The organism is Oribacterium sp. NK2B42, assembly GCF_000424445.1.
Lineage (GTDB): Bacteria > Bacillota > Clostridia > Lachnospirales > Lachnospiraceae > Oribacterium.
The window spans coordinates 1-15,611 of record NZ_AUJX01000030.1; the positions used below are offsets into that span (position 1 = coordinate 1).

At 44.0% G+C, this 15,611-nt stretch carries 16 protein-coding genes; 1 reads left to right on the top strand and 15 read right to left on the bottom strand.

All coding sequences use genetic code 11. The annotated features are described in order from the left end of the window. Positions 1-576: 576 nt before the first annotated feature. The 10 genes from G625_RS0108790 to G625_RS0108835 form a co-directional block, all read right to left on the bottom strand. Positions 577-1,242, bottom strand: coding sequence for an HAD family hydrolase (locus G625_RS0108790; protein WP_029200827.1), 666 nt, complete (start codon positions 1,240-1,242; stop codon positions 577-579). A 143-nt stretch (positions 1,243-1,385) separates the two neighbouring features. Continuing rightward, entirely contained in the window at positions 1,386-1,817 is a 432-nt protein-coding gene (locus tag G625_RS0108795; protein WP_029200828.1) for an aspartate carbamoyltransferase regulatory subunit, read from the bottom strand. An 11-nt stretch (positions 1,818-1,828) separates the two neighbouring features. Then, positions 1,829-2,755, bottom strand: a complete 927-nt coding sequence (pyrB, locus tag G625_RS0108800; protein ID WP_029200829.1) for an aspartate carbamoyltransferase — start codon at positions 2,753-2,755, stop codon at positions 1,829-1,831. A 209-nt stretch (positions 2,756-2,964) separates the two neighbouring features. After that, positions 2,965-3,600, bottom strand: coding sequence for an orotate phosphoribosyltransferase (gene pyrE / locus G625_RS0108805; protein WP_029200830.1), 636 nt, complete (start codon positions 3,598-3,600; stop codon positions 2,965-2,967). 140 nt (positions 3,601-3,740) lie between these two features. Beyond that, the gene (gene pyrF / locus G625_RS0108810) at positions 3,741-4,439 is read right to left on the bottom strand and encodes an orotidine-5'-phosphate decarboxylase (RefSeq protein ID WP_029200831.1); all 699 of its coding nucleotides are present in this window, start codon (positions 4,437-4,439) and stop codon (positions 3,741-3,743) included. Positions 4,440-4,584: 145 nt separating this feature from the next. Then, positions 4,585-5,496, bottom strand: coding sequence for a dihydroorotate dehydrogenase (locus G625_RS0108815; RefSeq protein WP_029200832.1), 912 nt, complete (start codon positions 5,494-5,496; stop codon positions 4,585-4,587). Next, positions 5,490-6,212 (bottom strand): dihydroorotate dehydrogenase electron transfer subunit, encoded by a 723-nt coding sequence (locus G625_RS0108820; RefSeq protein WP_029200833.1) that lies wholly within the window; start codon positions 6,210-6,212, stop codon positions 5,490-5,492. The genes G625_RS0108815 and G625_RS0108820 overlap by 7 nt, the downstream gene beginning before the upstream one ends. A 64-nt stretch (positions 6,213-6,276) precedes the next feature. Then, positions 6,277-6,675: a hypothetical protein gene (locus G625_RS0108825; RefSeq protein ID WP_029200834.1), complete on the bottom strand. Its 399-nt coding sequence runs from the start codon at positions 6,673-6,675 to the stop codon at positions 6,277-6,279. After that, the gene (locus tag G625_RS0108830; protein ID WP_029200835.1) at positions 6,668-6,940 is read right to left on the bottom strand and encodes a type II toxin-antitoxin system HicB family antitoxin; all 273 of its coding nucleotides are present in this window, start codon (positions 6,938-6,940) and stop codon (positions 6,668-6,670) included. The genes G625_RS0108825 and G625_RS0108830 overlap by 8 nt, the downstream gene beginning before the upstream one ends. A 7-nt stretch (positions 6,941-6,947) precedes the next feature. Next, a complete protein-coding gene (locus tag G625_RS0108835; RefSeq protein ID WP_044932114.1) occupies positions 6,948-7,835 on the bottom strand; it encodes a helix-turn-helix transcriptional regulator in 888 nt (295 codons plus the stop codon). Between the two features lie 350 nt (positions 7,836-8,185). Here G625_RS0108835 and G625_RS0108840 point away from each other — a divergent pair, with 350 nt between their 5' ends. Beyond that, the gene (locus tag G625_RS0108840) at positions 8,186-8,971 is read left to right on the top strand and encodes a type III pantothenate kinase (protein ID WP_029200837.1); all 786 of its coding nucleotides are present in this window, start codon (positions 8,186-8,188) and stop codon (positions 8,969-8,971) included. Between the two features lie 85 nt (positions 8,972-9,056). On the opposite strand, the gene tgt is transcribed toward G625_RS0108840, so the two are convergent. The 5 genes from tgt to G625_RS0108865 form a co-directional block, all read right to left on the bottom strand. Beyond that, a complete protein-coding gene (tgt, locus tag G625_RS0108845; RefSeq protein WP_029200838.1) occupies positions 9,057-10,238 on the bottom strand; it encodes a tRNA guanosine(34) transglycosylase Tgt in 1,182 nt (393 codons plus the stop codon). A 219-nt stretch (positions 10,239-10,457) separates the two neighbouring features. Then, complete coding sequence (locus G625_RS0108850; protein ID WP_029200839.1) at positions 10,458-12,647, bottom strand: protein translocase subunit SecDF; 2,190 nt, start codon at positions 12,645-12,647, stop codon at positions 10,458-10,460. Between the two features lie 198 nt (positions 12,648-12,845). Next, positions 12,846-13,370: a signal peptidase II gene (locus G625_RS19095; protein ID WP_044932116.1), complete on the bottom strand. Its 525-nt coding sequence runs from the start codon at positions 13,368-13,370 to the stop codon at positions 12,846-12,848. A 129-nt stretch (positions 13,371-13,499) separates the two neighbouring features. Then, positions 13,500-14,585, bottom strand: coding sequence for a MocR-like pyridoxine biosynthesis transcription factor PdxR (gene pdxR, locus G625_RS0108860; protein WP_029200840.1), 1,086 nt, complete (start codon positions 14,583-14,585; stop codon positions 13,500-13,502). 6 nt (positions 14,586-14,591) lie between these two features. Further along, positions 14,592-15,509: an AraC family transcriptional regulator gene (locus G625_RS0108865; RefSeq protein ID WP_049895818.1), complete on the bottom strand. Its 918-nt coding sequence runs from the start codon at positions 15,507-15,509 to the stop codon at positions 14,592-14,594. Between the last annotated feature and the right edge of the window lie 102 nt (positions 15,510-15,611).

The following is a 15,611-nucleotide window of genomic DNA, read 5'->3' on the forward strand; positions in this document are numbered from 1 at the left end:
AAGGACCAAAACGAGTGAAAGCATCAGGATAGTATTGCTTTAGCAAAGATATCATCTTTGCCTGATAGGCGGCATGACCGCCTAGGTTAATAGGCTTGCACATGAACAAACACCTCCGATCGAGAATTATCCGGCGCCGCGAAGGACGCATTTACTTCTTAATCAGATAGGCCGCGAAGCGGCCGCAGATTTGGGAGGATTTGTCAAGTCCTATATTTGGTATTTTTTAAAAAAATGGGGGGATTTGAGAAATGGAACAAAAGAAAAAGCCCTTGGAATCTAGGCTAAAGATTCCGAGAGCCTATTCCAGAGTGGAAGGGGTGATCTTCCAGGTATTGTGATCCAGTAATGTATGATCCAGATCAAAGGCAACGAGGCCTTTGTATTTTTTGTTATTTGACATAAAACCTCTTTCTAAAGGCTGAAAAACAGGAACGCTCCTATTGTAGCATAAGATTTAAGTTATATACTTCTTTACTTATTATGTCTTCGTTAGAAATATTTTATGAATGTGTAGTTGACTCATATAACGCACATCAGATACTTTCACATTACTTTTTTACATCGAAACAGAAACTACTCCTCTTCTATCATTTTTATCACCATTTTATCCATGGTATCGGAGTATTCCTTTTTGTAATGAAGGGCACTTAGTCCTGCATTTAAGGCCCCTTCCACATCCTTCTTTAGGCTGTCGCCTATCATAAGTATATTCTCCCTGTCCACACTGAATTTACTCACAAGCAGGTCATAGGCTGAAGGTGACGGCTTTTCAGCTCCTGCCTCCTCACTGGTCACAAGCACCTCTATATAATCTTCAAGGCATAAACGTTCTATCTTTCTGTGCTGGATATGGGCAGTGAGATCTGTCAGCATGCCGATTCTGATGTCATGATCCTTCAGATATTTCATAAGAGGAAGAACGTATGGAAAAGGCCTCATATTATCAAGTATGGAGTTCCAGTAAACATCATAAAGCTCAAGAGCCCCTTTTGCGGGATTCAGTTTCATATCCTCCAGAAACTTCTGCATATAAAGTATCCTGTTATGTGAGGCCGCAACATTTTCACCTAAGGATTTTTTTACGGCAACTCTTGCTGCATCAAACCTCTGTTTAAATTCTTCATGGCTTAATGAATACTTGTCACATGCAAAACTGCAAAGCTCCGTAAGAGCGGTTTTTTCACAGCCGCTGTAATCATAAATTGTATTATCGATGTCAAAGGCTATCGCTTTTATCATTAAATTCTCCTACTATGTGACAGAACGCAGCAGTTCAGCCGGTGAACCATGGGGGACGGAGTTGGTGGTTCGTTTTTTAAAATGAGCCACCAACTCCGTCCCCATGGTTCACCGGCTTGATTGTTACATATATTGGATTTATATTAATTCAATTCTTCACTTCTGACAATGGTATCACAATACATGCATCTGTAAAGCGCTTTTGTACGGTCAACGATCTTGAATACCTGGGGAAGCTCCTGCTCGATGGAGATGATGCATCTCGGGTTCTTGCACTTAAGAACGTTGGTAAGGGTTTCGGGAAGCTGAAGAGTTTTTTTGTCAACTCTCTTTCCGTCCTTGATGTAGTTTACGGTTATGCCGGGATCGATATATCCAAGCACATCCAGGTCGATGTCCAGATCCTCAGAGATTTTCACGATATCCTTTTTGCCCATTTTACGGGAGGAACAGTTCTGTATGAGGGCCACCTGTGAATCAAGCTTGTCAAGATGAAGGTATTTGTATACAAGCATTGCCTTTCCGGCTTCGATATGGTCAAGTACTATTCCATTTTCAATTCCATCTACTGTCATCCTGCGCCTCCTTACTTATCAAGACCTAAAAGGAATAAAATCAGAGCCATACGCATCTGTTTTCCGCATAAGGTCTGGTAGAAATATTTAGCTCTTTCATCTTTGTCCACAGCCACTGAAATCTCGTTTACTCTTGGGAGCGGGTGAAGTATAGCCATGTCAGGTTTTGCGTTCTTGAGCTTTTCAGGAGTCAGAATGTATATATCTTTCAAACGGAGGTAATCCTCTTCGTTAAAGAAACGCTCCTTCTGAACTCTGGTCATGTAGAGAATATCAAGCTTGGGAATTGCCTCTTCAAGTGAGGTGGTTTCCTCGAATTCCACACCAGCTTCCTTAAGCTTATCAAGCTCATACTCCGGAATCTTAAGCTCTTCCGGTGAGATGAGGATGTACTTGTTGTCGGGATAGCGGAGCATCGCATCTATAAGTGAATGAACTGTACGACCGAACTTGAGGTCACCGCAAAGTCCCAGGGTAATGCCGCTGAGGGAACCTCTGGTCCTCCTGATGGTAAGTACGTCTGCAAGAGTCTGGGTCGGATGGAAATGTCCACCGTCACCGGCATTAATGAATGGCACTGTGGTATGCATAGAGGCAACCACCGGCGCACCTTCCTTGGGGTGACGCATTACCATAATGTCTACATAGTTTGACATTACGGAGATTGTGTCGGCTACGGACTCGCCTTTTGCAGCGCTGGAGCTTGAGGCTCCCGCAAAGCCAAGGATCTGTCCGCCAAGAGCCAGCATGGCAGACTCAAAGCTCAGTCTGGTTCTGGTTGAGGGCTCGTAAAAGAGTGTTGCTAACTGTTTGTGGGCGCATTTGTCCTGATATATCTCCGGATTCTTCTCGATATCATCGGCAAGGTCCATGAGATGATCGATTTCCTCAACTGTGAGGTCCAGAATGTTTATAATGCTTCTGGGGGTTGGTTGCATGATTTTTCTCCTCCTGACATGTGTTTGTAAACCGTCCGGAAAATGCAAGGCATGTGCGCCGGCCCACGAGATTGAAAGTACATCCTGCTTGGAATGTTCGCACCCGATCACACTTACGTGTGTCGTGTACGTACATTCCAAGCAGTCTGTTCTTTCAACTCGCAAGCCTATGCACCCATCCCTTGTATTTCCCTACATTTCTTAAAAATTTAATTTCTCCATGACTCATCCGAGGGGTTATCACGGAATTTTAAGAGTCTCGCTTCATCTTCTGGTTTGATGTAGTTCTCCTGAACGGCAAGCTTTACGAGGGTGTCGAGGTCGCAGAGGGAGGTGTTTTCGATGTTTGCTTCTTTGAGGCGGTCGATGCCTTTCTGCATGCCGTAGGTGAAGATGGAGATTATTCCGAGGACGTCGGCACCTGCTTCACGAAGAGGATTTACGCAGTCAAGTACTGATCCTCCGGTAGAGATGAGGTCTTCGATGACAACGACCTTCTCTCCCTTTTCGAGGCGTCCTTCGATCTGATTCTTTCGGCCGTGGTCTTTTGCGGAGCCTCTTACATAGCCCATGGGAAGTCCGAGGATGTCGGCTGCTATAGCTGCATGTGCGATACCGGCTGTGCTGGTTCCCTCGAGGGCTTCTGCCTCAGGATAGAGCTCTTTTACTTTTTCTGCGATGGCGTGCTCTATGAGTGTACGTACCTCAGGGTAACTGAGTACCAGTCTGTTGTCACAGTAGATTGGGGATTTAATGCCTGATGCCCAGGTGAATGGGTCATCCGGTTTTAAAAATACTGCTTTGATGGATAAAAGTCCCTTAGCGATTTCTTCTTTTGTAGCCATGATATTCTCTCCTTTATGAACTTCTGACAATTCTCACTGTCAGATAAGTGTCTTTGATGATTTCTCTTATTTTCCGATGTCGAAGAATGATCCAACGTCATCCTTGCGGTTACACAAACGGTCAGTTAAAAGCTCTTGCTTCAGCCAACGAAATCCTTCATTGCTCTCTCGTATGCTTCAACGGGATCAGCAGCTGCGGTAATGGATCTTCCAACTACGATATAATCGGAACCGATCTCCTTTGCCTTCGCGGGTGTTGTAACTCTTGACTGGTCACCTACAGCGTCTCCTGCAAATCTAATGCCCGGAGTTACAGTCATGAAGCTGTCGCCTAAAGTTTCGTGAATGCTTCCGGCCTCGAGAGGTGAACATACAACACCATCAAGTCCTGCGGCTTTGGCATTTTCGGCATACTTTACAACCACATCCTTTATGGGCTGATCGATGAGAAGCTCGTTTGCCATAGTCTCCTGGGAGGTTGAGGTAAGCTGTGTGACAGCAATAAGAAGAGGTCTTGTGCCGTCTTCTCTGGTAAGTCCTTCAACCGCAGCCTGCATCATTTTGATGCCTCCGCTTGCGTGAACATTAGTCATGTCTACGCCAAGGTCGCGAAGTGACTTCATGCCGCCTTTTACGGTATTTGGAATATCGTGAAGCTTCAGATCCAGGAATATCTTGTGGCCTCTGTTTTTGATTTCCTTTACTATACTTGGCCCCTCTGCGTAAAAAAGCTCCATTCCGATTTTAACAAAGGGTTTTCTTCCTGTGAATTTATCAAGGAACTCATAAGTCTTTTCTGCGCTTGGAAAATCCAGCGCGATGATCACATCTTTTCCCATAATATCTCCATTTCTCCGGTCTTATTCAGACGGTATTTACTCAGTTAGTATCTTGATATTTAAAATCCGTTATTACGATATTTTAATCTATCAAGCTAAGATTAATTCAAGTAAGTCTATTTAATAGCCAATCGCTGTTTGTTTACTACTCCACGCATCCAATGATGTCACTTAATTTTTCTATCTTCAGTTCCTCAAGAAGCTCAGGAAGCTCCTCGATGATTTTCTGGCAGGCAAATGGATCCACCAGATTTGCGGCACCAACTTCAACCGCACTGGCTCCGGCCATCATCATTTCAACCACATCCTTTGCGTTTGAAACACCACCCATTCCTATAACGGGAATGTTTACGGCCTTACTTACCTGGTAAACCATTCTTACTGCCACAGGGAAGATGGCCGGTCCCGAGAAGCCGCCCATCTTGTTGTGAATCACCGGCTGACGGCGTCTAATGTCTATCCTCATGCCAAGAAGTGTGTTGATAAGTGCAAGTCCGTCAGCTCCCGCATCCTCTGCCGCTTTGGCGATGTAAACGATATCCGTAACATTGGGACTAAGCTTAATGTAGACGGGCTTTTTTGCTGCCTTTTTAACTTCTCTTGTGACTTCCGCCACATTATCACTGCTGGTTCCAAAGGCCATTCCGCCGCCGTGAACATTAGGGCAGGAAACATTAACCTCAAGGATACCTACCTCAGGCACCTCGCTCATGGCCTCAGCAAGCTTTACGTATTCAGGGACGCTGAATCCGGAAATGTTGGCGATGAGGGGTTTATGAAAATGCTTCGCAAGCTCGGGGATTTCAAACTTGATGACTTCCTCCATGCCGGGGTTCTGAAGACCCACGGAATTGATCATGCCCTGATAGCACTCGGCTATACGGGGGAGCTCATTGCCATAACGCTCTTCGACTGTTGTTCCTTTGAAGGAAATGGATCCCAGTATATCAAGGTCATAAAGATCCCAATATTCTTTTCCGAACCCGAAGGTTCCGGATGCCGGGATCACAGGGTTACTGAGTTTGATTCCGGAAAGCTCCGTCGTTAAATCTACCATGCGATTTCCTCCATCATGAATATAGGACCGTCCTTGCAGACACGTTTAAATCCGTTCTTTGTCTTTTTGCTGCAGCCCATGCAGGCTCCGAAGCCGCAGCCCATCCTGGTCTCGAAACTGAACTGTCCGTCCTTAACCACGTTGTAAACTGCTTTCAGCATTGGCTCAGGTCCGCAGCAAAGCGCATAGTCATGGTCTCCGATGATGTCTGTGACGAAGCCTTTGGCGCCATAACTGCCGTCTACTGTTGCTATATTTACAGGTACGCCCAATGCCTTGAATTCGGCCTCATAGAAGACATCGGACTTTGTGTTAAAGCCGAGAGCTACATAGGGGGTGATGCCCATCTGCTTGAGGCATTTTGCAAGAGCATACATAGGCGGAACACCGACTCCTCCTCCTGCTATAACAGGATTCTTTGGAATCTTCCGGAGGTCATATCCGTTTCCGAGACCAGTAAGGACGTTAATATAGTCTCCCGGTTCCATGTAGCTCAGGTCTTCGGTTCCCTCACCCACAACTTTGTAGATCAGAGTTAGTCTGTTCTCAGACCAGTCGCAAACCGATATAGGTCTTCTGAGAAAGCGTCCCGGTATTTTAATGTCTACAAATTGTCCGGGTCTCGTGACATCGCTTGTATCACCGTCCAATGTCATCTTAAAGATGTCAGCAGTAAGTGCTTCATTGGTCAGTATCTTGAACTCAACATCCTTCATTTACATCTCCTGACTTTGTTCATTTTCATAGATATGCCCTTTTTACGGTAAAAAAATACCAGCCTCAAACAAATGAAATAACATTTGTCGAGTCTGGAATATTAAACAAACCGTTCATGTCATAAACGGCACTTCTATGAATCGTATCTGTGAATTTCTTGAAAATAAATAAAAGAACCGGAAAATCAAAAATATAAATATCAGAGACCACAGGGCCTTTTCTATCTATATTTTGGGTCTTAAGAAGAGTTGTCATAATTCCTCCCAAAAGTGGTTTCCAAGTTCTCGGATAATATAACATAAGGAATAGGGTATGGCAAGGGTAATTTAGTTGGCCGTACCCGCTGGCGCTCCGCCGGTCAGGTTCGGCGTTGATAGCCTCACCTGATCCCTTCGGGACCAGAGCTTCGCTCTGGCCATATCGGTCGGAGTTTTCCTGATGGAAAACTCCTCCCTCACTCATCCCAGCCCTCACGTGGCATGATGATCATCATTTCAACAAATCTTTCTTCGGGAGTAAGGTTTACATCGTCTTTGTGTGTTACTTCCGGGAGGTCGTTGGTGTCGGCCAGCTCGAGCTGGATCCAGTCGATGGCATTGGCTCTGGCATCTGCAAGGGCTTCGTCTTCTGTGGCTCCGTCTCCGAAACACTGGTCGAGATCAAAATACTCTACGCGGTATCCTCCTTCCGGTTTTTTATATAATTTAGCCGGGTAATAAAATGTCATGGTCTGATTAATCCTCCTTGCCAAACCGTTTACGGAATTTATGCGGTGTTTCTCCGGTTACGGATCGGAATATCTTTATAAAATTACCGATATTATGGAATCCGCACTCTTCAGCAATCTCATAGACATGAGTATCGGTGTCTTTAAGAAGTCTGGCGGCCTGTTCAACACGATATCTGTTGATATAATCAAGGGGAGATACCCCTGTGACACTTCCGAAAAATCTTATAAAGTACTGTTCGTTAAGTCCCGTAAGTTCCGATAAATTTCGTATATAAAGCTTTTCTTTATAGTGTTCTCTTATGAATATGATTGAATCCTTAATGGCCTTAACCTGCTTTTCCGTATCGGTAATTTCCTTGTCTTCTATCATACCGAAAGAATAGATAAGGGCTATCACATGCAAAAGATCTGCCTTTATCATAAGCTGATCTGCCACAGAATCAAGCTCATATTTACGTACACTCACACTGTTGGTATTGCTCTTTTTTCCAAACTCACGATACCTTCTCACCATATCATTAAAGGATCTCAGTACCTGTAGGAAACCAAAATCGGATACGGTAATGAATTCATTGAACCTGATACTGCCCTTAAGAAGCGGATAAATAAGAGCTTCATTAACCGGGTCGCTGTCATTTTTGAAGCAAAGATCCTCAAGCTTTACACGGATTGAGTATTCAACGCCCTTTTCATCAAGAGACTCAAGCTTACGGATAACCCCTGAATTCACGATACAGAAACACTCATCAGTGATGTCATACTCCTTCAGGTTGAGCATAAGCTTATAATGTCCGTTTTTAAAATATATGATTTCCGGTTCGTCATGCCAGTCCAGACCAACATCAAGCTTTTCTTCCTGACTGTTTATGGACTCATAAAGTAATGCTGCCATTATATCCTCGATTCAAAGCTACCATGTAAATGTAGCTTCGGTTAATGTTTACGTTCAAAATCATCGAAAAAGGATATTGAAACCTTTCGATATAGTACTAATGTCATGATAACATAATTTTTTGACGCAATCAAAGGATATTATGCCACCCAAATCTTACAAAAATCATTTTATTGTATAATTTTTATTTTTGCAATGATACAAGTAATGATGTATATTACTTTATAACACCAACGGCTATCGTACCGGTTAAAGAAAAGGTTCGCTATGCCTGAATAAGGTGTTACAAAGCAAAGACATTAAACTTAAGTATATTCATTAAGTACTGTCTTTAGCTGTTAGGAGGAATTATGATTCTGGCTGTGGATTGTGGGAATTCCCATACAAAAATCGGATGCGTAGATAACGGAAAAGTTCTGGATCCGGTGGTTCGACTGGAAACAAATCAAAACAAAACACTTTTTGAATATGCTTCGGACATTGACCGCATATTATGTCTTACCAACCTGAAAGAGAAAAAAATAGACGGAGTCATCATTTCCTGCGTGGTTCCTCCATTGAGAGAGGTGCTTTCGGATGCACTTAAAGTAGTGACGGGGAAAAATGCCGTGATAGTTGGTGCCGGAGTAAAATCGGGAGTACGTTTAAAGATAGATGATCCCGGAACCATAGGCTCAGATCTGGTTTCTGCGGCTTCAGCTGCCAAAAATCTATACAAGCTTCCTGCAATTATAGTTAACCTGGGAACAGCAACCACCGTAACTGTCATCGATAAAGAAGGGACATATACAGGAGGTGTATTCATGCCGGGAGTGACATTATCAATGAATGCTCTTTCCAGAGAAACCTCTCTTTTACCTTCCATCGATCTGACACCGCCAAAAAAGCTTATATGCACACAGACAAATGATGCCATGAAGGCAGGTATAATCTACGGCGCAGCCGGAGCTATCGACGGAATCATTGACAGATTCATAGAAGAGATCGGTGATTCTTCGCCAACCATCATTGCAACCGGAGGAATAGCCCCAAAAATCATCAAATACACAAGACATAAAATGATACTCGACGAAAACCTTTTGTTAGAGGGTCTTTGGTACATCTGGCAGGCTAATCAGAGTTCAAGATCAAAATAATCTTTCCAACAGAGGTATATCAACATAGTGAGGAGCCTGAGGGCATCCATTTTAAAATGGATGCCCTCAGGCTCCGTATCATTTACTACTCTTCCCCTCTGTCGTAGGTTCCGAGCTTATGGATAGCATCCTCTTTCCACTCTGTCCAGTTGTCACCTCTGATGGCTCCGCGGATCTCTTCAGTGAGATGATTGTAGAAATACAGATTATGAAGTACGCACATACGCATACCAAGCATCTCTTTAGCCTTCAGAAGATGGCGGATGTAAGCTCTGCTGTAGCCGCCTGTATAAGAACCGTCCTCCCTCTTAAGACCTGCGCAGACAGGACATTTGCAGCCCTCCTCTATAGGTCTTTCATCAAGCTCATATTTCTGATTGAAAAGATTCATCTTTCCCTTATGTGTATATACATGACCGTGACGACCGTTTCTTGAAGGATATACACAGTCAAAGAAGTCAATGCCTCTGTCCACCGATTCAATGATATTGGCGGGTGTACCTACTCCCATAAGGTATGTAGGCTTCTCCTTCGGAAGATGTGGGACAACAATATCAAGTATATGATACATCTGCTCATGTGTCTCACCGACTGCAAGACCGCCTACAGCATAACCATCCATATCCATCTTACTGATGATATCTGCATGCTGTATGCGAATGTCATCGATTATACCGCCCTGATTGATACCGAAAAGCAGCTGATCCTTATTTACTGTATCAGGCAGTGAATTTAATCTTGCCATTTCCTTCTTGCATCTTTCCAGCCATCTGGTGGTTCTTTCAACTGAAGGAAGTATATATTCTCTATCAGCAAGAGCAGGCGGACACTCGTCAAAAGCCATTGCAATGGTAGATCCCAAATTTGACTGGATCTGCATGGATTCTTCGGGACCCATAAAAATTTTCCGTCCGTCTATATGGCTTTGGAAATAAACGCCCTCTTCCTTGATTTTTCTGCCGGTTCCTGCAAGGGAAAAAACCTGAAATCCACCGGAGTCTGTAAGTATGGGACGATCCCACTTCATGAATTTGTGAAGACCGCCAAATTTCTTTATAAGCTGATCTCCGGTGCGTACATGCAGGTGATAAGTATTGGACAGCTCTACCTGTGTACCTATGGTTCGAAGATCGTCTGTTGATACTCCGCCCTTTATTGCAGCAACAGTACCTACATTCATGAAAACCGGTGTCTCGATAGAGCCATGTACGGTTTCCATATGCGCCGACTTTGCACGGCCGCTGGTTTTGATGATTTCATATTTCATTTTTGAACCTCAATTTCTTAGTTCCTGAAAGAGCACTCCGGGAAAGCAGCCCGGCGCCACTTTGATCATATCGTCCGGGGCAATACCATTTAACCGGTGAACATCGGTATGCAATGCAGACATCCCTACCCCTTTCGATACAGAAAAAGACCGACTCGCATGAGTCGGTCTCTAATTTATAAGAATATTCCAATTCCGTCAAGACTTGTGGCTAAGAGATTATTTCTTAGCAGTCTTCTTTGCAGCCTTTGCTTCAAGCTTTGCTGCCTTCTCCGCTGCAGCCTTTTCAGCCTGCTTCTTCATGGCGCGATTTGTAAGGTCAAACCAGAGCGGACCTGCAATTGTTATTGAAGACCATGCACCGGCTACGATACCAACCATAAGAGGCATTGTGAAATCACGGATTGAAGAAACTCCGAAGATATAAAGCACAATAACCATGATGAAGGTTGTAAGTGAAGTATTGATGGAACGTGTAAGTGTCTGTGAAATAGCTGTATTTACACAGTCTGCCTTATCCTTTCTCTTTTCAGGATCTGCAAGATTCTCACGTATACGGTCAAATACAACGATTGTTGCGTTGATGGAATAACCAACGATAGTAAGAATACATGCAATAAAGGTTGAGCCAACTGCCCACTTAAGACCTGCATAGAATGCAACTGTCACAAGTACGTCATGTGTAAGGGCAAGAACGGAAGCTGAAGCAAATCTGATATCCTTGAATCTGATCCAGATATAGATGAGCATGCAGATTATGGCAATGATAAATGCCCAAACTGCGTCAGCCTTCATTTCATTTGAAACAGCACCTGAAATGTTTTCTGTTGTAATCTTTGATTCATCAACTGCGAATTCGTCAACCAGCTTCTGGTAAAGGTCTTTTCTCTCTTCTGTAGTGAGAGTTCTTGTCTTGATGATTACTTCGTTTGTACCGGCTACCTTAGAAGCCTGAACAGAAGCATCACCACCGGTTACTTCCTTGAATATAGGTGAAACCTTTGCATCCACATCTTCAAGTGAAAGATCCTCGTTAAAGGTTACGTTTGTTGAAGAACCACCCTGGAAATCAAGATCATAATTGAAAAGATTTCCGATAGATGCCTTGTTCATGCCAAGGAATATGAATCCTGCAAGGATCACAACTGCTGAAGCTGTATAAGCTTTCTTACGGAACTTGATGAAATCAAAAATCTTGATATCCTTACGTACACCATAAAGCTTAGGATCTGTAGCTCCGAACTGTACAAAAGTCCAAAGAAGGCTTCGTGTTACAAAAAGTGCTGTGATAAGTGAGATAACGATACCGATGGCCAGTGTTGAAGCAAAGCCCTTAACGGTACCTGAACCTCTTAAGTAAAGCACTGCAGCTGCGATAAGTGTTGTGATATTTCCGTCAAGGATGGCAGAAAGTGCCTTGCTGTAACCGGCCTTGATGGAATTCTCTACGCTGTTTCCGAGACCAAGTTCTTCCTTGATACGTGTAAAAATGATGACATTGGCATCAACCGCCATACCTATGGAAAGGATGATACCTGCGATACCCGGAAGGGTAAGGGTTACTTCAAATGCCTGTAATATAACAAGCTCAAGTCCTGTATACATGATAAGGGCAACAGAAGCTGTGAATCCGGGAAGGAGATAGAAAATGATCATGAAAAGCATTACAAGACCAAGTCCTATGATACCTGCCTTTATGGATGTTGAAATAGCTTCCTGTCCGAGAGTAGCACCGATAACATTGGAACGGAGCTCTGTAAGCTGTAAAGGAAGAGCACCGATACGGATGGTGGATGCGATCCTTGTTGCCTCATCATAGTCGGAAATACCGGTGATTGAAGCCTGTCCTCCGGAGATTGCCTCCTGAACCGTAGGAGCTGAAATTACATTGTCGTTATAAATGATAAACAGCGGATTGCCTACATTGTTGGCTGTGGCATCAGCAAACTTCTTTGCACCTTCATCGGTAAATGTGAGCTGAATGATATACTCATTTGTACCATTGTTGTTTGTCATTCCGGCTGAAGCATTCTTAACATCATCACCTGTAAGAAGTACATTGCCCTGATTGTCAGCGAACTGAAGTGTACCCGGCTCACCGAGCTCAGCGAGGATCTCATTGGCATCTGTTGCACCGGGAATGTCAATGTTTATACGGTTTGATCCTTCCTGATAAACCTGGGCCTCTGTTGAATAGCCCTGGGCCTTCAGCTGAAGCTTGTAAATAGTGTCGGACATCTGTTCCGCAGTTGGGTTTGGTTCAACGGTCTGATAGGTTATGGATACACCACCGTTCAGATCGAGACCGAGTTTAATGTCTCTTGCGCCATTCACTCCCAGGAAACAGAAACCGGCTGTTATAGCCAGTATCAGGAGCAGACCAAGAGCTGCTTTAAGCTTGTTGTTCATTGGAATATCTTCCTTTTACCATAAAAATTTACTGGGGTCAAAAAGGCATAGTATGCCCCTGACCTTTTAAACAGCAAACGATATTATAACAAAACTGGTGGAAACTGACAAGACATTGATTCAGGAGCCGGAGGGCATCCATTTAAATGCGAGGTTTCTCTGCGCATTTAAATGGATGCCCTCCGGCTCCTGTCTGCATTATTCTTCTCCGAAAAGTGCGGCTATGGTGTAGATTATGCCGCCTACATAGATGGCGATGTCGCCAATGTTTACTATCAGGGATTTAAGCCCCGATACTCTGATATTCATATAATCTGTGACTTTTCCGTTGACTATACGGTCGAGAACATTGGAAAGAGCGCCCCCGATTACGATGGCCATGCCAAGCTTTCTCAGCTTATATTTACCCGGATAATAATTTGTTAGGTATTGCAGCCCTCCTGCAAGAAATCCTACAGCTGCTACCGAAAGTGTCTTTACCAGCTCCGGATATTTTCCCAGGTGTCCTCTGGAAAATCCGGGATTATGAGCACGCATGATCTTTACATAGCCCTTGGTATGCGGCATTTCGCGTGGGAAATTGCTTTCGGGTTCGGTGTCGATTGCGCTTTTTACCATCTGGTCTACTGCGCAGATAAGGCCGGCTATGGTCAGCAGGTGAATGAATTCATTGCTTATCGTCCAGAAGAAGTGCGTCGCTTTTAAATTCTTAAATAATCCCATGGGGTTCCTCCCTCTACTCCGGAAAATACAATGGACGTGCGCCGGCCCACGAGATTGAAAGCCTAGGCACCCATCCCTTGTATTTTCCTCATTGGCTTTTTTAGTCAGAAAATACATCGAACATTTCTATTATATCACTTTATTCGCCTGTCTGCGCTTTCTTCTGACGCGGTTTATGTGGCGTTCGAAGTCGCCGCTGTTCAGGAATTCGGCCAGAACGTACTGATCGAAGGTTGGAACTGTGCAGGAATAAATGGAAATTCTGCTTTTCAGTTCTGCGGAAAGCTCCTTTGGGAGCAGCATGTAGCCTATACGGATAGATGGTGAAATGGTTTTGGTGAAGGTGTTTATATAGATGACTGTACGAAGGGGCTCTAGGGAAAACAATGTATCCTCGGATTTTGTGGAGGTTGAGAATTCCGAAGCATAGTCGTCTTCCACTATGATGGCACCTCTGTTTTTTGCCCAGGCGATGTATTCCTGTCTTTTTCCGGCAGTTGCGGTAACTCCGCTTGGGTAACTGTCAAAGGGAGTGACATGGAGTACCTGAGCTGATGTTCTCTTGAGTTCACTGGTATGTATACCTCTTGATCCGAGCTTCAAAAGATCACAGGCGGCTCCGTTTGCCTTATAAATACTTCTGATCTTTTCATAAGAAGGATCTTCCACTCCGTAGAGCTTATCCCTGCCTAACATCTGAACGATCAGCCCATACAGATACTCTGCACCTGCTCCGACTATAACCTGGTCACTGTCTACGTGTATTCCTCTGCTCCTTTTTATATAGCGGCTAATGCTTTCTCTCAGAAGCAATGAGCCTTCATTGGGAGACTTCTCCAGTATCCTTTCGCCGTAGACTGAAAGGACATGTCTGACCGTTCTTGCAAATCCCGGAAAGGAAAAGGTTTCAATGCTTTCTTCGTACTTGTCTGTGGCAGCACCCTCTTCGTTGATGCTTATGTCCATTTCCTCCCCGACAGGAAAGGAATCTTCTGAAGTGTAGGTTACAAAATACCCCCGTCTCTGGCTTGCTTCGATGTAACCTTCATCCTGAAGCAGATCATAGGCATGTTCCACAGTTATGACGCTGGTCCCGGTCACTTCCGCAAAAACTCTCTTTGAAGGGAGCTTGTCTCCGGTCTTGAAATCGCCGTTTATTATTTGCTGTCTGAGATTTGTATATATGTTTAGATATGCTGCTGTCTTTGATTCCATGACTGATCAAGCCTTCGTTTTATACTTTTCCCTGAAATCCGTAGGTGTTATTCCCTTTGCCTCTCTGAAGGTTTTTGCGAAATAACTCATATCCTGAAAACCACAGTCTATCGCAATGTCTACTATCTTCTCTTCTGAAACTCTGAGAAGTTCAGCGGCTTTTCTTATCCGATAGTTCTTCAGGTACTGGATGGGAGTAGTTCCGAGCATGTTATGAAAACATCTCATGGTCTCAGATTCACTGATCTCGGCATTTTCCGATAGCACAGAGATATTTATATCCTCTTTGTAATGATGATCGATATAATCAAGCATCATCCTTATGCGGTCCGAGTCTCTCATATCCTTAGGTGACACTGCTCTTGTTTCAGAATCACAATGTGATGATAATAGGAATATCATCTGGGATACAATGTCCCTGACCCCGGATTCTATGGCTTCATCGAATTCGAGGCAGCTTCTCCAGCACTGCTCCGCAAGACGCAGGGTCTCCTTCTGCCAGGCCTCATCCTTATTAAGAGCAAATCCTTTTAACGCATTGTTTGTAATGATGGGCGCTGCGTAGTTGTCATAGAACAGGCCATCATTCGGATCTCCCACAAGTGTCGGAGAGAAAACAATCGAACGAATGCTGCATTCACCCGTATGATCCGGATGATGGATGCAGGTGTTCAATGTTCCGGCATTGATAAAATAGCCATGGCCTTTACTTAACGGAAACCGTTCAGCCTCCACACCGATTATTGCCTCTCCTGACATCACTATGCCTATTTCAAAAGCATTCTGCCAATGCCAGGGTATCTCTATCTGTTCAAGATTATCTTCATAACAAAGAACAGGAAGACTGTCTGTGCCTTCTTTTAGTGGAACTCTGCTTTTATCGCTTGTTGCAAAATTTTCTGATATTGTCATATTAATACCCATTCCGCCGCCTTTGGTCGGCGGCACAAATAGTGATGAAAAGTATTTTTCACACTATTCTCCAATCATCGAAATAAAAAAGTCAGAAACTCTGTTTTTTATGAC